The organism is Thioclava sp. F36-7, from assembly GCF_002020075.1.
Lineage (GTDB): Bacteria > Pseudomonadota > Alphaproteobacteria > Rhodobacterales > Rhodobacteraceae > Thioclava > Thioclava sediminum.
In genome coordinates, this window is sequence record NZ_MPZR01000004.1 from 86,853 (window position 1) to 103,246 (window position 16,394).

Annotated in this window: 18 protein-coding genes; 12 read left to right on the top strand and 6 right to left on the bottom strand. The window is 62.6% G+C overall.

The window, feature by feature from the left end; all coding sequences use genetic code 11:
• The first annotated feature begins 44 nt into the window (after positions 1–44).
• Positions 45–1,394, top strand: coding sequence for a metallopeptidase TldD-related protein (locus BMI89_RS08380; protein ID WP_078570579.1), 1,350 nt, complete (start codon positions 45–47; stop codon positions 1,392–1,394).
• The gene (locus BMI89_RS08385; RefSeq protein WP_078570580.1) at positions 1,381–2,166 is read left to right on the top strand and encodes a 3'(2'),5'-bisphosphate nucleotidase CysQ; all 786 of its coding nucleotides are present in this window, start codon (positions 1,381–1,383) and stop codon (positions 2,164–2,166) included. The genes BMI89_RS08380 and BMI89_RS08385 overlap by 14 nt, the downstream gene beginning before the upstream one ends.
• A gap of 3 nt (positions 2,167–2,169) precedes the next feature.
• Here the strand turns inward: BMI89_RS08385 and BMI89_RS08390 are convergent, their stop codons facing one another.
• A complete protein-coding gene (locus tag BMI89_RS08390) occupies positions 2,170–2,799 on the bottom strand; it encodes a DUF1109 domain-containing protein (RefSeq protein WP_078570581.1) in 630 nt (209 codons plus the stop codon).
• On the bottom strand, positions 2,796–3,371 hold the full coding sequence (locus BMI89_RS08395) for a sigma-70 family RNA polymerase sigma factor (protein ID WP_232621676.1): 576 nt from the start codon (positions 3,369–3,371) through the stop codon (positions 2,796–2,798). Before BMI89_RS08395 ends, BMI89_RS08390 begins: the two co-directional genes overlap by 4 nt.
• Before the next feature lie 126 nt (positions 3,372–3,497).
• Between BMI89_RS08395 and BMI89_RS08400 the strand changes: the two genes are divergently transcribed.
• From BMI89_RS08400 to BMI89_RS08420, 5 genes are all read left to right on the top strand, one after another.
• On the top strand, positions 3,498–3,770 hold the full coding sequence (locus BMI89_RS08400; RefSeq protein WP_078522705.1) for a DUF2282 domain-containing protein: 273 nt from the start codon (positions 3,498–3,500) through the stop codon (positions 3,768–3,770).
• 57 nt (positions 3,771–3,827) lie between these two features.
• Positions 3,828–4,670, top strand: a complete 843-nt coding sequence (locus BMI89_RS08405; RefSeq protein WP_143593864.1) for a DUF692 domain-containing protein — start codon at positions 3,828–3,830, stop codon at positions 4,668–4,670.
• The gene (locus tag BMI89_RS08410; RefSeq protein ID WP_078522703.1) at positions 4,654–5,427 is read left to right on the top strand and encodes a DNA-binding domain-containing protein; all 774 of its coding nucleotides are present in this window, start codon (positions 4,654–4,656) and stop codon (positions 5,425–5,427) included. The genes BMI89_RS08405 and BMI89_RS08410 overlap by 17 nt, the downstream gene beginning before the upstream one ends.
• Positions 5,424–5,891 (top strand): DoxX family protein, encoded by a 468-nt coding sequence (locus BMI89_RS08415; RefSeq protein WP_078570582.1) that lies wholly within the window; start codon positions 5,424–5,426, stop codon positions 5,889–5,891. Before BMI89_RS08410 ends, BMI89_RS08415 begins: the two co-directional genes overlap by 4 nt.
• A gap of 80 nt (positions 5,892–5,971) precedes the next feature.
• A complete protein-coding gene (locus BMI89_RS08420) occupies positions 5,972–6,505 on the top strand; it encodes a flavin reductase family protein (RefSeq protein ID WP_246832009.1) in 534 nt (177 codons plus the stop codon).
• A gap of 16 nt (positions 6,506–6,521) precedes the next feature.
• Here the strand turns inward: BMI89_RS08420 and BMI89_RS08425 are convergent, their stop codons facing one another.
• Genes BMI89_RS08425 through BMI89_RS08440 form a run of 4 tightly spaced genes read right to left on the bottom strand, consistent with a single transcriptional unit; the run spans position 6,522 to position 10,344 of the window.
• Positions 6,522–7,085, bottom strand: a complete 564-nt coding sequence (locus tag BMI89_RS08425; RefSeq protein WP_168173847.1) for a PqiC family protein — start codon at positions 7,083–7,085, stop codon at positions 6,522–6,524.
• 12 nt (positions 7,086–7,097) lie between these two features.
• Positions 7,098–9,122, bottom strand: a complete 2,025-nt coding sequence (locus tag BMI89_RS08430; RefSeq protein ID WP_078570584.1) for an MlaD family protein — start codon at positions 9,120–9,122, stop codon at positions 7,098–7,100.
• Complete coding sequence (locus tag BMI89_RS08435; RefSeq protein WP_244176661.1) at positions 9,119–9,733, bottom strand: paraquat-inducible protein A; 615 nt, start codon at positions 9,731–9,733, stop codon at positions 9,119–9,121. Before BMI89_RS08435 ends, BMI89_RS08430 begins: the two co-directional genes overlap by 4 nt.
• Positions 9,730–10,344 carry a paraquat-inducible protein A gene (locus BMI89_RS08440; RefSeq protein ID WP_246831995.1) on the bottom strand — a complete coding sequence of 205 codons (615 nt, stop codon included), beginning with the start codon at positions 10,342–10,344 and terminating at the stop codon, positions 9,730–9,732. The genes BMI89_RS08435 and BMI89_RS08440 overlap by 4 nt, the downstream gene beginning before the upstream one ends.
• Positions 10,345–10,488: 144 nt before the next feature.
• On the opposite strand from BMI89_RS08440, the gene BMI89_RS08445 reads away from it, so the two are divergent.
• From BMI89_RS08445 to BMI89_RS08465, 5 genes are all read left to right on the top strand, one after another.
• Positions 10,489–11,337 (top strand): flagellar motor protein MotB, encoded by an 849-nt coding sequence (locus BMI89_RS08445; RefSeq protein WP_078570586.1) that lies wholly within the window; start codon positions 10,489–10,491, stop codon positions 11,335–11,337.
• A 119-nt stretch (positions 11,338–11,456) separates the two neighbouring features.
• Positions 11,457–12,791 carry a flagellar hook-basal body complex protein gene (locus tag BMI89_RS08450; RefSeq protein WP_078570587.1) on the top strand — a complete coding sequence of 445 codons (1,335 nt, stop codon included), beginning with the start codon at positions 11,457–11,459 and terminating at the stop codon, positions 12,789–12,791.
• A gap of 30 nt (positions 12,792–12,821) precedes the next feature.
• Positions 12,822–14,276 (top strand): flagellar hook-associated protein FlgK, encoded by a 1,455-nt coding sequence (flgK, locus tag BMI89_RS08455; protein ID WP_078570588.1) that lies wholly within the window; start codon positions 12,822–12,824, stop codon positions 14,274–14,276.
• Between the two features lies 1 nt (position 14,277).
• Positions 14,278–15,279: a flagellin gene (locus BMI89_RS08460; RefSeq protein ID WP_078570589.1), complete on the top strand. Its 1,002-nt coding sequence runs from the start codon at positions 14,278–14,280 to the stop codon at positions 15,277–15,279.
• On the top strand, positions 15,279–16,376 hold the full coding sequence (locus BMI89_RS08465) for a flagellar basal body P-ring protein FlgI (protein ID WP_078570590.1): 1,098 nt from the start codon (positions 15,279–15,281) through the stop codon (positions 16,374–16,376). Before BMI89_RS08460 ends, BMI89_RS08465 begins: the two co-directional genes overlap by 1 nt.
• Positions 16,377–16,394: the final 18 nt, after the last annotated feature.

Below are 16,394 nucleotides of genomic sequence, written 5' to 3' on the forward strand. Positions count from 1 at the left end.
GTCCGGGTCTCCGGGCGGCTTTCGTTTTTCTCACGAGGTGTAAATTGACCAAGCCCTCCCTCTCCGATCTGACCCAGTCGCTGCTCGAGGCTGCGAAGCGCGCAGGTGCGTCTGCCGCCGATGCCATTGCGGTCGATGGGCGCTCGGTTGCGATCGATGTCCGCGAAGGCCGTCTCGAACAGGCCGAGCGATCGGAGGGCGTCGAGATCGGGCTGCGTGTCCTTCTCGGCGGCAAACAGGCCTGTGTGTCCGCCTCCGATATTTCCACCCGCACCTTCGAGGAAATGGCGCAGCGCGCGATCGCGATGGCCCGCGAAGCGCCGGAAGATCCGTTCATCGGGCTCGCCGATCCGTCGCAACTGACCGACCGCCGAGATGCGGACGGCATGGAATTGGCCGATCCGAGCGCCGAGCCCTCCGCCGAGGCGCTGCAAAGTGACGCGCTAGAGGCCGAGGCCGCAGCGCTTGGCGTCGACGGCGTCACCCAGGTGCAATCCGCCTCCGCCGCCTATTCCTATCGGCGCGTCCATGTCGCGGCCTCCAACGGTTTCGCGGGCGGCTATGATCGCAGCTCGCGCGTCGTCTCAGCCGTCGCGATTTCCGGCGAGGGGCTGGGGATGGAGCGGGACTGGGCCGCCGAGAGCCGCATCTTCCAGTCCGATCTGCCGAGCGCGCAAGAAATCGGGCGTCTGGCGGGCGAACGCGCCGCGGCCCGCGCCAATCCGCGCCGCCCGAAAACCGGTGCCTATCCGGTGCTGATCGACGAACGCGTCTCGGGCAGCCTGATCGGGCATCTTCTGTCGGCGGTGAACGGGCAGGCGATCTGCCGCGGCGCCTCGTGGCTGCGCGACGCGTTGGACGAGCAAGTTCTGCCCGAAGGCCTCTCGCTGATCGAGGAGCCGCATCGCAAGCGCGTCTCCGGCTCGCGCCCCTTCGACGCCGAGGGTCTGGCCACCGCGCGCCGCGCCATCGTCGAGAACGGTGTGCTCAAAAGCTGGACGCTCGACCTCGCCTGCGCGCGGAAACTAGGGCTGCAATCGACCGCGAATGCCAGCCGCGGCACCTCTTCGCCGCCCTCGCCCGGCATCGGCAACGTCACCCTGACGCAGGGCGACAAGACGCGCGAGGAGCTGATGGCCGAGATGGGCACCGGGCTTCTCGTGACCTCTTTCATCGGGGCCACGATCAACCCCAACACGGGCGATTATTCGCGCGGGGCCTCGGGTTATTGGGTCGAAAACGGCGAGCCGGTCTATCCGGTCAATGAATGCACCATCGCGGGCAACCTGCGCGATATGCTCCGCAGCATCCGGCCCGCGAATGACGCGCGGATGCATCTGAGCCATATCGTGCCCTCGCTTCTCCTCGAAGGAATGACGCTTGCCGGAGACTGATCTTCCCCTTCTGATCGAGACCGCGAAAGAGGCCGGTGCGCTTGCCCTGAAATACTGGAAAAAGGCACCCGAAGCCTGGGACAAAGGCGACGGGGCCGGTCCGGTCTCGGAGGCCGATCTGGCGGTGAACGCGCTGCTGGAAGAGCGCCTGCGCGGCGCCCGGCCCGATTACGGCTGGCTGTCGGAGGAAAGCACCGACGATCCGGCGCGTCTCGAGGCGCGCTCGACCTTCATTGTCGATCCGATCGACGGCACGCGCGCCTTTCTCGCCCATGATGGCGGCTTCGCCCATGCGCTCGCCGTGGTGCGCGATGGCGCGGTCGTTGCGGGCGTGGTGCATCTGCCGGTTCACGATCTCACCTATTCCGCAACGATCGACGGTCCGGCCTGCCTGAACGGGGAGCCGCTGCGGCCCGGCACGCAAGAAGCGCTGACGGGCGCGACGGTCCTGACGTCGAAACTCTCCGACAATCCGAGCTTCTGGCGGCACGCCCAGCCGGATTACCAACGCCATTTCCGCTCGTCGCTGGCGTGGCGGCTGTGTCTGGTGGCAGAAGGGCGGTTCGATGCGACGATTTCGCTGCGTCCGGCATGGGAATGGGACATCGCCGCGGCGAGCCTGATCGCGCAACGCGCCGGGCTGCTCGCGACGGATCGCAACGGTCGCGCGCTGCGGTTCAACCGGTCGCCGCCGCAATCGAGCGGACTGGTCGTCGCCAACCCGACCCTGCATGAGAAATTCATCGAAAATCTGGCGTTTTGGCCGGATTAGGGTCTACCAGCGCAGCACGCGCTTCCCGAGCAGAGCACCCACGAGCATCACGACGACGATCCCGATACCGTACCAAGTGACGTAGAACAGCGGGCTGTCCTCGGTGCAGTGCAGGGCGTAGATCGCGGTGCCCATACCCCCGGCGGCAAGCCCCGCCAGCGCACCGGCCTGAGCCGGCCGCGTCACCGCCCCTTTGCGCAAGCTGATGAGAAGCGCACCCAGCGCCGGGAGGGACAGCATCGGCACGGAGATCAGACAGGGCAGGATCGTTTCGCCCTCGAAATCCGCCATGCGCTGGCCGTCGGGCGTGGTCACGAAGGCATAGGCCAAAAGCGCTGCCCCGATCGCCGGGAAGATCCAGAGCCACCCGGTCGAAACCTTCGCCGTGGGCCGCCCCAGGCGCACCGCCATCGGGGTCACGAGCACGGCCAAGACCAGCGGCAGGTAGAATTTCGGGGCGATTTCCGGCGTCAAAAGGGTCTGTTGCAGCGGAAAACGCAGGCCATAGACCGAAATCACGAACAGCGCCGACAGCAGAAGCGCCGGCACAAGCCAGCGGCCAAGCACCTGCTTCGGGCGCGGATCGGGCAACGTGTCTTGTTGCAATACGGATATCAGGTCTTCGGTTTTCATATCTCGATCAGCCTCTCGCGAAGCGCGGCCAGTTTTTTCAACGAGCGATGCAGCATCACGCGCACCGCTCCCTCACTCATATCTAACGCATCGCCGGTTTCCGCGATGCTCTTCCCTTCGAGCCCGATAGCGCGCACCAACTGCGCGGCGCGGGGCTCGAGATGGGTCAAAAACGTCTCTATATCGGCCTTTTCCGTGGGATCGGCCTCTGGAGCGGCGGGCAGCATCTCGGCGAAATCCTCCACCGGAAGATGGATACGTCGCCCCCGTTTGCGAAATGCGTCGACCACCTTGTGCCGGGCGATCGCGTAGCACCACGGCGCCGCCGGCTCATCCTCGCGCCACGTGTGACGCTTCAGATGGATGGCGAGCAACACCTCCTGCACGACATCCTCGCAATCGGCCTCGGACAGCCCGGCACCGCGCGCCCGCACAACAGACCGCAACACCGGAGTCACGGCCTGCAGGAACAGACCGTAGGCGCGCTTGTCGCCCGCATTCGCAGCCCGCAGGAGCTGCGACCAATCTGCCCGCCGATCATGCATCATCGCCATCCCTTCGTTCGCGATCATGCCTTCGTTACAGCCCGATAGAAAAACTTTTTTCGTTCACGCTGGCGTGAGGTGCGTAACGCCAGCGTGACCTCTCGCGAAAGGTGATCAGGACCGCAACGGTCCCAACCAATCAGGGAGACTACCATGAAGACCGAAACCACCCTTGGCTTTGCAACTGCTCTGACCTGCGCGATGGGGCTGGCCAGCGCCGCCCATGCCGAAGATCAGGCGATGGAGAAATGCTACGGCGTCGCGATGGCGGGGCAGAACGATTGCGCCGCCGGGCCCGGCACCACCTGCGCCGGCACCGCGACGATGGATTATCAGGGCAACGCCTGGAAACTCGTCCCGGCAGGCACCTGCACCGAGATCGAGACGCCGCACGGTATGGGCTCGCTCGAACCCAAGGAGATGTGATCCCAAGCGGGGCGTGCGGACGGCGTGCGCCCCGTTTTCTCACAGATGGAGGCTGCCATGACACTGCCACGCAAAGCGGGCCTCGGCTTCAAGCCAGAGCATTTTCCCGCCATAACAGAGACGAAACCGGATCTCGGTTTCTTCGAGATCCACGCGGAAAACTATATGGGCGCGGGCGGAATGCCGCATGCGATGCTGGAACGGCTGCGCGCGGATTTTGCGCTTTCGGTGCATGGCGTGGGCCTCTCGATCGGCGGGCCCGATCCGCTGGATCGCGACCACCTCGCGCGGCTCAAGCTGCTGTGCGACCGATACGACCCCGAGAGCTTCTCGGAGCACCTTGCCTGGGCGAGCCATGGCGGCGTCTGGATGCACGATCTGCTGCCCCTGCCCTACACGTCGGAAACGCTGTCGCTGATCTGCAATCACGTCGATGAGGTGCAGGAGCATCTCGGCCGCCGGATGCTGCTGGAAAATCCGGCGACCTATGTGCTCTTCGACAATTCCGACATTCCCGAGACCGAGTTTTTGACCGAGATCAGCACGCGGACCGGCTGTGGATTGCTGCTCGATGTGAACAATGTCTTCGTGTCCTGCGTGAACCACCGACAGGACCCGCGCGCTTACCTGGAGGCGTTCCCGCTGAACCGTGTCGGCGAGATCCATCTGGCTGGTCATGAAGAGGAAGAGCTGCCCTCCGGCCCCCTGCTGATCGATAGTCACGGGCGCGAAGTCGCGGAGCCGGTTTGGGCGCTTTATGCGGATACAGTCTCTAAAACCGGGCCGCTGCCGAGCCTTATCGAATGGGACAATGACGTGCCGGACTTCGCCAGTTTGATTGCCGAGGCCGAGCGCGCGTCGATGATCTTGTCGGGTGACCACCATGCCCTCGCATCGTGACTTCGCCCGCGGTTTCCGCGAGGGTCTCGCCGGAGGGCCCGCGCCGCAAAACGCAACCGCCCAAGATCCGGCCGAGATCGAGCGCCGCTTCGATGTTTATCGCAACAACGTGGCGCATGGGCTGGCGCAAGCCCTCGCGCGGCATTTCCCGGCGATCGAGCGGCTTCTTGGCGCGGATTGCTTCAGGGGTCTAGCCCGGGCCTATATCGCCGAGCACCCGCCGCGCACGCCCGTCCTGACCGAATGGGGCGGCGCGTTTCCGGCCTATCTGGCGGATGAACCTTCGCTGCAATCGCTGAGCTATCTGCCCGACGTCGCCCGCATCGAATGGGCGCGCAGCCGGGCATATCACGCCGCGGATTCAGAGCCTATTGCGCCGGAACGCCTGCAAGAAACCGCGACTCGCGCGGGTACCCACCTGTGTCTCGATCTGCATCCGTCGGTGCAGGTTTTGCAGCTGCTGACGCCCGCCGGTTCGATCTGGGCCTCGCAACAACCGGGCGGCCCCGCTCCACCGCGGGCGAAGGAGTGGAGACCGGAGACGCTGCTGATTGCGCGGCGCGGGGTTTCTCATGTGATCACGTCCGTCGTTCGCAGCTCGACCGGCCGCTTCGTCTCCGCCCTCTGTGCGGGCGAAACCGTCGCCCGCGCACAAGACCGGGCGGGAGCGGATTTTGACCTCAACGCAGCGCTTCTGCTGCTGGTGGAAAATGCGCTGATCGTCGGCGCAGGCATCGAAACAGGAGACGAGTCATGACCGATACGATCGAGATGAAAACGCCAAAACAGGGTCTATTCCGGCTGTATCATCGGTTTTCCGATGTAGCCCAACGCTTCCCGGAGGAGATTGTTCTGATCGGAGCGCGGCTCTTTCCGGCGACGGTGTTCTGGATGTCCGGGCGGACCAAGGTGGAGGGGCTCATGATCAAGGATTCCACCTTCACCCTCTTTCAATACGAATACGACCTGCCCGTCATTCCGCATGAATGGGCGGCTGTACTCGCAACCTTCGCGGAGCATTTCTTCCCATTGCTGCTGATCTTCGGCCTTGGCAGCCGCCTCGCGGCGCTGGCGCTTCTGACGATGACGCTGGTGATTCAGATCTTCGTCTATCCCGGCGCATGGGTCACGCATGGGCTTTGGGCAATCGCGCTTTTGACGGTTCTGATGAAGGGCCCCGGGCGGCTTTCTCTCGATAAGCTCATCGGATTGGAACGCTGAGCCTTGCTCTCCCCGCCTGCACGATTATGTGTGAGCGCAAAGGAGAGCCGATGCGCGAAAGCGATGATATCGAAGCCGCAATGGGCCGCGCCGAGAGCGAGGGCCACGGCCACCAGCCTGACCCGGCGAATACGCGGCTTTTGCGCGATGCGCTCGCGCAATTCGCGACCGGCGTGACCGTGGTGACCGCCTGTGCGCATGAAGACGCGGCAGAGCCTGTCGGGATGACGGTGAACAGCTTCGCCTCGGTCTCGCTCGATCCGGCGCTGATCCTGTGGTCGGCGGCGCGGTCCTCGTTCCGACACGCGCATTTCATGGCAACGCCCGCCTTCGCGGTGCATGTGCTGTGCTACGATCAGGAGGCGCTGGCCAAGCGGTTCACAAAGCGCGGCGAAGGGTTCGATGGTCTGTCCTACCGGCTGAATGCGGCTGGCGTGCCGCTGATCGACGACACGCTCGCCCGGTTCGAATGCGTGACCGAGGCGCGCCACGATGGCGGCGATCACACGATCATCATCGGTCGCGTCACCCGCTTCGTGAAAGGCGCCGGGACCGATCCGCTGCTTTTCGCGGGCGGTCAGTTCGGGCGCTTCCTTCCCGATCAGCGCGGCTGATCAAGCTCTCGATGTTTCAGCGTAGCTGAGCGATCTGCCGCGCGAGCACCGTCACCGCCGCGCTATTCGCTTTTGCGATGGCCTGCGGTTCCTGAGAGCCGATCGGCACCGTGAAGTCGAACCGCCGCACCGTGTCTCCGCTGCGCTCATAGCCATTCGCCGAGACGAAATAGACACCTGCGACATGCAGCAGCCCGTCGGCGCCCGGCAGCATCTGCTCGATCCGGACCTCGATCCTGCGCGAGGGCGGATCGGCGAGCGGCCAAGGCTCGGAAATCACGGTGGCCCCAGAGAGGGACGAGATTTGCCGCGCCAGCGCCAACGTCACGGACCGCGCAGGGTCATCGGCCCAGAGATTGTCCGGGTTCGACCGCAGCGCCCCGTCCGCAGTCTGGAACGCGATCTCCTGCCCGCCCGCATAGTCAGGCAGCGAGACCTCCCGCAGCTCGGCCCGGCCCAGCCGGTTCGGCAGCGCCTTTTCTGCGGTGGGCGGGTCGATCGGATAGCGCGCGATCTTCTCGGGATCGGAACACGCCGCGAGGCCCAGGAGGCATAGCGGGATCAGGCTTAGAGCTTTCATCGTCATCTCCTGTCAGCGGCCCAGAATGAAGGACTGCGGATTGCGTTCGATCATACGCGCGAGCGAGCCGATATTCGAGATCGCCCGACGCAACTCGCGCAAGGTGCTAAGGGTTTCGTTCGAGAAGTTGGAGCCACGGCCATAGGTCGCCACCAGAGCCCCCGCCTGATCGACAAGCGATTGCAGCTTCTGCGTCAGTTCCGGCAGCTGATCCGAGGCTTTCGACACCGAATCCGCCGCGTTCTGCGCCGCATCGAGCGTCTGGTTCAGCTTGTCGGCCGCATTCGCCTCCTTCAGCTGGGTCAGGATCGCCGCGGTCTGCTCGAGCGTATCGTTGAGCGATTGCGGCAGGTCCTGCGTGCCGGGCTTGTTCAGAAGCTGGTCGATACTGGCGAGGATCGTATCTAGCTTGTCGCCCACATCCTTGAGCGGCATATCTGCGATGGCCGTCGCGGCGCGATCTGCGGAAGAGAGCGTCTCGTCGAGCCCCGAGATTTCCTCGAGAACGGAGGACGCAGCTTCCGTCACCCGGTCGAGTGCAGCCACGGTCTTATCCGCGGCATCCTTCTTGTTCAGCTCGGTCGTGAAGGTCTTGAGCTGCTCCAGCAGGCCGGACAACTCGCCCGGAACTTTTCGGGTTTCCTCGCTCTCGGCCACGGCCGAAATCGAATCCAATGTGCGGATCGCGGAGCTCATCACCTCCTCGATCGGCAACCCTTCGATCCGCTTGAAGACGCCCTGCGCCGATTTCGAGAGATCATTCTCGGCCGCAGGCGCGGTCGGGAGCGTCGGATAGGGTTTGGCGTCGAGATTCATCTCGGCGTCTGGCAGATCTGGCACATCGGTGAGTTCGATCACCGTCGTTCCACCGAGAAGCCCGATATTCGCGATCCGCGCTCTCAGTCCGCTTTGAATCTCGCCCTGCAGGAACTGGGTCACGGCCTCTTCCCCGGCGTCGCGGGACAGACCTAGCCGGTCCGGCGACAGCGCGATCGTGAGCTGTTGCTGCGCAAAGCTCTGGCCGGTGCTGTCCTTACGGATCTTGATCGCAAGCCCGGTAACTTCGCCCGCCTCGACGCCCCGGAACTGCACTTTCGAGCCGACTTCAAGCCCTTGCACGGGGTCGTCGAAGAGCAGCGTGTATTTCGGCGGATCGACCACGTCGGATTGGAAGACCGAGTTTTCCGCCGTGTCCTTGCCGTCATAGAGACGGAAGGCGTGTTCATTCTCGACGATCCCGCCGCCGCTGGTGAACGTGTCGAATTCCACCCCGCCCTGCACCAGCGTCGCGAGCGAGCGCACGTCGAGGCTGAGACCGGAGGTGTCGAATTTCACGGAGAAGCCCGACGTGTCCCAGAACCGGGTCTGGGTCGTCAGCTGTTTGTTATACGGGGCTTCGATGAACGCATCCACGATCACGCCGGACCCGTCATCGTCGAGCCGCAGGTTCTGCAGATGGCCCACCGTCAGCCCGTGATAGAGCACCGGCGCCCCATCGACGATCCCGCCCGCATCCTTTGCGCGCAGCTCGATGATGGTGCCCTTGGTCGGATCCGGAGAGATCGGCGGCTTGTCGAGACCCTGGAACATGCTCTGCTGGCCGTTGGGCTTATTGTTCCAGAAGCCCTCGATATAGGTCCCCGACAGCACCGTCCCGAGGTTCTGAATGCCCCGCGCCGACACTTCGGGGCGGACCAGCCAGAATTTCGCATCCTGATCGACGAACGGCGCAACCTCGTTGTCGATGCGCACGCCGAGTTGCACCTGCTCGAGATCGGGGGTGAACGAGACGCTCTCCACCTTGCCGACATCGACATCGCGGAACTTGAGCGGCGTGCCGATCTCGACCCCGGTCGCATCCTTGAAGTTGATATGGATGAGCATCCCGCGATCCGAGACCGTCTTCCATGCGACGCCGAGCGTGATCAGCAAGGCGATCAACGGCACGATCCAGACGACGGAAAGCCGCGTCCAGATCGGGCGCGGAGCGTTGGAGGTTTCCAGCTCGGCCGGGCCGGTCTCGGGGGTGTCGTTCATGAACTCACTCTGTCAGGGCCGCGCCAGATCAGGCGCGGGTCGAAGCTTTGGGCGGATAGCATGGTGAATGCAACCGAGAGGGCGAAAGACGCGGCGGCAGGGCCGGGATGAATCGAGGCCACGAAACCAAGCTGCACCAGTGCGGAGAGGATCGCCACGACGAAGACGTCGATCATCGACCAGCGGCCGATGAATTCCACCACCTCGTAGAGATGCAGGTGCGGAGGGCCGCCTTTGCGGCGCTCGTTTCCGACCGCGAGGGCGAGATAGGCAATGGCGATGAATTTCCCGATCGGGATCATCACCGAGGCGCCGAAGATGATCAGCGCCACGCCGTAATTGTGATGCCGCCACAGCTCCATCGCGCCGCCGACGATGGTGTTTTTCTGCTCATGACCAAGCGTCGCCGTGACCAGCATCGGGTAGAGATTGGCGGGAATGTAGAAAATCAGCCCCGCGATCCACCACGCCCAGACGCGCTGCAGCCCGCTCTTGTCGACCTTGTGCAACGTCGCGCCGCAGCGTTCGCAATGCGCATGATCCGGGGTCCAGACCCGACCGCATCGGGTGCAGCCGATCAATCCGGCATCGGTGGCGGTCAGCACATTCATTTTCGTTCGATTGCGTCCCATATCGTCCATTTGCTGACAAAGGAGTTCTTGAGCGCGATCACGATGATGAGAACGCAGAAAGCCCAGAAGGCGGGGCCGAGCGACACCTTGGCGAGACCGCCAAGTTTCACCAGCGCCACCGCCGTGCCGATGATGAAGATCTCCGCCATCGCCCAGGGCTGGCTTTCCTCGGCGAGGCGAAACATCGTCGCGGCATGTTTCCATGCGGGTTTGCCATTGGCGAGCGGCCAGAGCGTGTAGATCAGCGCAGCAAACCGGAAGATCGGCAGCGCCACGATCATCGACAGCACGAAGAAGGCCAGAGGCGCGATCCATCCGTCGGAAAATGCCATCGCAACGCCGAAGATAGAGCTCTCATGGCTCAGCCCGCGAGTCGAAATCTCAAGGAAGGGGAAGAAGATCGCCCCGATCATCAGGATCATCCCGGTGAAGGAAAAGGCGATGACATGCAGAAACGATCTCTCGCGCGGCGAGATCAGCACCGTTCCACAGCGAACACAGGTCGCCCGCTTGCCATCGGGCAGATGCGTCGCGCGATAGAGCGCGTCGCATTGCGGACAGGCAATCAGGTCGGCCGGGTCAGCTATCATTGTGTTCGGGTGCCCATTCATCTGCCAAATCTAGCGATTGGCCGCGCCACGACAAGGGAAGAGGCCGATGGCTCGCATTTTATCCGTCAATCGCCTGTTAACACGCACCTACTATACCGGACGCGGGTGAAAAGAGGTGGTGGAATGAGCAACCGCGACAACGCGGCGCCAATCATCATCAAGCGTAAGAAGGTTGTCGCAGGCGACGGGCACCACGGTGGGGCGTGGAAAGTGGCCTATGCCGATTTCGTCACTGCGATGATGGCCTTCTTCATGCTGATGTGGTTGCTGAACGCGACAACCGAGAAACAACGCAAGGGCATCGCGGATTACTTCAATCCGACGATCCCGATCAATCGCATCTCCGGTGGCGGAGAAGGCGCTTTCGGCGGGGATTCCGTCTTCTCAGAGGACCAGATTGCACAGAGCGGCACCGGTGCCGTCTCGCAACGCCCGACCGAAGAGCGTCAGGCCCGCGGCGAAAACTCCGCGGACGACACACAGGACAGCGACACGGCCAGCTTGAAAGAGATGGCGCGCGCGATCGAGCAAGCTCTGATGGGCGTGGGTGGCGAGTCGATGATCAGCGAGCAGCTCGCACGCCACATCGTGACCCGCGTGACCGACGAGGGTCTGATCATCGAGATTTCCGACCTGCCCGACGCGCCGCTTTTCGTCGGCGACACCGCCAAGCCGCAGCCGGTTCTCCCCGATCTGGCGAAAATCCTGACGCGGGTCTTCTCGCTCGTCTCAAACAACGTCGCGATCAACGGCTACACGAGATCCTACCCGAAAATGCTGGCCCATGACCCGGTCTGGGAGCTTTCCGCCGCACGCGCGCAAGCGATGCGGACATTGCTGGACGAGGCCGGCTTCCCCCCCGATCGGATGCAGCGCGTCAGCGGCTTCGCCGATCGCAAGCCCAAGGTCGAGCGTGCGATGGACCTGCGCAACAACCGTCTAGAAGTGATCGTGCTACGCAATGGCCGGTGAGGCGCGTCTTAGCGAAATGGTAACCACGGGTCGAAAAAGGCAGACCTGTTAGGGCGATCTTAAACACCCGGGCGCAAAGGTAGGAAGAACTTCGGACGCAGCAGCAGAAAGGCGCATCCATGTCCATTTCTTCCTCGCTCAATGCGGGCGTGGCCGGCTTGGCCGCGAATGCCACACGTCTTGCCACGATCTCGGACAATATCGCGAATTCGAGTACATACGGCTACAAGCGCGCCGTCACCGAATTCGAAAGCATGGTGATCAATCAGGCGGCGAAGACTGGCTCCTATTCGGCTGGCGGTGTCCGTGCCTCCACGAGTCGCCTCATCGAAGAGAGAGGCTCGCTGGTCTCCACCTCGAACGCACTCGACATCGCGGTTTCCGGACGCGGTATGCTGCCCGTCATGACGGCCGTGGCGCTCGATAATTCGACTGGCGACGAACCTTTGAAGATGACCACGACCGGCGCGTTTCGCACTGATGTCGACGGGACATTAATGACCGAATCCGGGCTTGTTCTGCTCGGTTGGCCCGCCAGTGCCGATGGCACCATTCCGACCTTCGCGCGCGACACCATGTCCGGAATGGAACCGGTGGTGATCAACGCCAACCAGACGGCCGGCGACCCCACGACCACGCTTAATCTCGGGGTCAATCTGCCCGCAACAGATACCGAAGCCGGATCTGCGGGTGATACGCTACCACTTTCCGTCGAATATTTCGGAAATCTCGGAACATCCGAAACCCTGGACATCACGTTCCATCCCACGGTCCCGGCCACCGGCGCATCGAACGAATGGGCCATGGTCATTCGCGACAGCGCCACGGTGGATGACCCGGGCACCCCCGCGACCGATGAAAGCGTCATCGGTCGCTATGTCCTGACCTTCGACGACAGCCGCAGCAGCGGCGGCACGCTCGCCTCGGTCAACGTCATCGCGGGTGGCGCCTACGATGCCTCGACCGGCACGCTCGATCTCTCCGTCGCCGGCGGTCCGCTGAGCGTCACCATCGGCAAGATCGGCGACACCAATGGTTTGACGCAGCTCTCCGACAGTTTCTCGCCGACATCGATCACGAAGGACGGCTCGCCCGTCGGCAATCTCACGGCCGTCGAAATCGATGAGGATGGCTACATCAAAGCGACCTACGACACCGGGTTCATCCGCACCGTCTATCAAATCCCCCTCGTGGATGTTCCCAATCAGAACGGCCTGATCGCGCTCGACAATCAGATTTTCGAAGTCTCCTCGAACTCCGGCTCTTTCTTCCTGTGGAATGCCGGTGACGGTCCGACCGGGTCGATCGAAGGCTACGCTCGCGAAGGCTCGACGGTCGATGTTGCAGAAGAACTGACCAATCTCATCCAGACGCAGCGCGCCTACTCGTCCAACGCCAAGGTAATCCAGACGGTCGACGAGATGCTGCAGGAAACCACCAATATCAAACGCTGATCCTGATCGGATCGGCGACGGGAGGTCGCAATGGGAATCTCGCAAACGCTATCCAATGCCTTGTCGGGCCTCACTGCGGCCTCTCGCATGGCCGAGGTCGTCGCCTCCAATACCGCCAACGCGCTCACCGACGGCTACGTCCGGCGCAAGATTTCACTCGGCGCGCAGGTCGTCGGCCAGCAAGGTGCCGGTGTTCGCGTGCTGAGCGTCGACCGCATCGTCAACGAAACCCTCCGCAGCGATCTCCGCCTCTCCGATGCTGCGGCCCAAAACGCATCGCTGCGCGGCGACTTTCTTTCAACCTTCGAAGCTCGCATCGGCACGCCAGAGGATGCGAACTCCCTATCCTCCAAATTCGCAGAGCTCGAAGCCTCGCTCGTCGAAGCTGGTAGCCGCCCAGAAAGCGAAGCCCGCCTGTCCACAGTGCTGAGCGCCGCCCGCGAGGTTACCGGACACTTGAATACGCTCTCCGCAGAATTGCAGGACAGCCGGATGGACGCAGACCGGAAAATCGCGACGCAGGTCGACGCCCTAAACAGCGCACTCGCGCAGGTCGATGAACTCAACGCATCGATCTTGGCCGGAAAGGCCGCAGGCCATGACACCAATGCGCTCAAGGACCAACGTCAAACGCTGGTCGACCGGATTTCCAGCATCGCCCCAACCCGCCAAGTCCCGCGCGAAAACGATCAAATTGCACTCTTCACCACAAGCGGTGCCGTCCTTCTCGAAGGCAACCCAGTGGAGATCGGGTTCACGGCGCGCGGAATCATTACGCCGGACATGACCCACGACGGAGGGGTCCTCTCAGGCCTGACGCTCAACGGAAACGCCGTCTCAAGTGACGATGACGGGTTCTTCGGCGGCGGCACGCTTGGCGCCCTTTTCGCCATCCGTGATACGCTCGCTCCAAACTTGCAGGTTCAGATCGACGCACTCTCCCGCAACCTGATCGAGAGAGTCAGCGACCCGGCGGTCGACCCAACACTCAGTGGCGGCGCAGCCGGTCTCTTTACAGATGGCGGGGGCCCGCTCGACCCGCTCAACGAAACAGGCCTCGCCGGTCGGATCGTCATCAACCCGCTCGCGGACCCTGCACAAGGAGGCTCGCTCTCGCTGCTGCGTGACGGGTTCGGCGCATCTACCCCTGGCCCCGTGAGCAACGCAGAAAATCTTTTGTCACTCGCCTCAGCGTTAACAACCGCGTCCGCACCCGCGTCCGGAAATTTTGGCCCGTCGCTTCATTCAAGCGCAGAGCTTTTCGCAAACTTCTTGTCCCAAGTCACGAGCGATCGTCAAAGCAACGAGGCGACTCAAACCTATGCGACGACCCGCTACGACACATTGAAAGAGCAAGCGCTCGCCGAGGGCGTCGATACTGATCATGAAATGCAGAAACTTCTACAAATTGAAGAACTCTACAGCGCCAATGCACGCGTCATTCAAACAGTCGACGCACTGATCAAACAGCTTCTGGAGATTTAAGATGAACTATCTCTCTGTTGGAGACATGGCGCTGAATTTCCAGATGCGACGCCACAATGCAGCGCTGGATACGAAATTGGCGACCCTTACCCAGGAAGTGACGTCTGGCATAAAATCCGATCTCGGCGCCGCCGTATCAGGCGACTTCGGCGCGCTCTCCGCGATCGATCGGAGCCTGAGATTGTTCGACGCATTCGACCTCGCCACTACCGAGGCGAGCCAATATGCAGACGCGATGCAACGCAGCCTCGAGCGGATCGGCAACCTCGACGACGGCATCAGTACGGCCCTCATGTCCGCGGCGACCACCTCCAGCAAGATAATGATCGACGCGACCGTCGCGTCGACAGCCGAAAAGTTCGACGCGCTGATCGCAACGCTGAACACGAATTCTGTCGGACGCTACATATTTTCGGGCGATCAAGGAGATACGGCCCCGCTGTCCGATACCGAAACGATCATCACGTCCCTGTCTGCGGAGATTTCAGGGGCGACGAATGCGACGGATGTACTCGCGACCCTCGATACGTGGTTCGCCGACCCAAGCGGTTTCAGCGCAACCTCCTATCAAGGTGGCGAAGCCAGGGGCAAATTCTACATCGCAGAGGGCGAAACCGCCGCGATCAATGTCACCGCAAATGACCCACGCGTCAAAGATGCGATCAAGGGCTACGCCATAGGCACGCTTTTGGACCGAGGTTTGTTCGACGGTGACTTGGCCCAGCGAAGTGCGCTTGCGAAGGAAGCGGGCGAGAGAATTCACTCGGGATCTCTCGCAACTGTCGAACTCGCCGCGGAAGTCGGTTCGTTCGAAGGCAAAGTCGCCTCAGCAGCCACGCGAAACGATACTGAACGCGTCAGCCTTGAAATTGCACGGACGAAACTCATCGGCGCCGACCCGTACGCCTCGGCAACCGCGCTCGAAGCGGTACGCTCCCAGATCGAGACGCTCTATCTTCTGACAAGCCGGCTCGCCAACCTCTCGATGACGGATTACATGTGATGTGGCGCTGGTTGCTAGTTGCCCTCGTTTTCCTTCCGCAGATCGCTCTTTGCGCCCCGATCCGCATTAAGGATCTGGTCGAATTCGACGGAGTGCGCGGGAACGATCTCGTCGGCTATGGTCTGGTGGTTGGATTGAACGGCACGGGCGACGGATTACGTAACGCTCCCTTTACCGAAGAGATCATGTCGAACATGCTCGAACGGCTCGGCGTTAACGTTACCGGGGAACAGTTTCGACCGAAGAACGTCGCCGCCGTGATGATCACCGCAAGCCTGCCACCCTTCGCGCGTGCCGGAAGCCAAATCGACATCACCGTCTCTGCAATTGGTGACGCCAAAAGCCTTCTTGGCGGCACCCTCGTGATGACCCCTTTGAAAGCGGCAGATGGCGAGATCTATGCGGTCGCGCAGGGAGCGATCATTGCCGGCGGCGCTGTGGCACAGGGAAACGCCGCTTCGGTGACTCAAGGCGTTCCGACCTCGGGAAATATTCCGTCGGGCGCGCGCGTCGAGCGCGAAATCGCCTTCGATATTAACGACCTCAATACGGTGCGCCTCGCGCTGCGCACGCCCGACTTCACCACTGCAAGCCGAATTGAAACCGCCATTAACCGCGAATACGGCCGGCGCGTCGCGGAAATGCTCGACGGCGGCACTGTCGCTTTGAACATTCGCGAGACCCGCGCGCGCTCGGTCGCGCATGCGATCGGCCGGGTAGAGAATCTCAGTGTCGAACCAGAACAGCGCGCCCGGGTCGTGGTCGACCAGCGTTCGGGTACGATCGTCATGGGGGAAGACGTGCGGATTTCGCGCGTTGCCGTCAGCCAGGGGAACCTGACCCTCAAAGTGGAGGAAAGCCCCCTCGTGGTGCAACCCAACCCGTTTTCGCAAGGAGATACGGTTGTCGTCCCCAGATCGCAGGCGACTCTCACAGAAGAGCCAGGCATTCGCATGGCCGAAGTCCCCCAGGGCAGCTCGCTAGCGGAATTGGTCGCGGGGCTCAACGCGCTCGGCGTTAGCCCGCGCGACATGATCGACATCCTCAAGAGCATCAATGCCGCGGGCGCGTTGCATGCAGAATTTGTCGTGAATTGACCTGAAGCCTCGAGAACG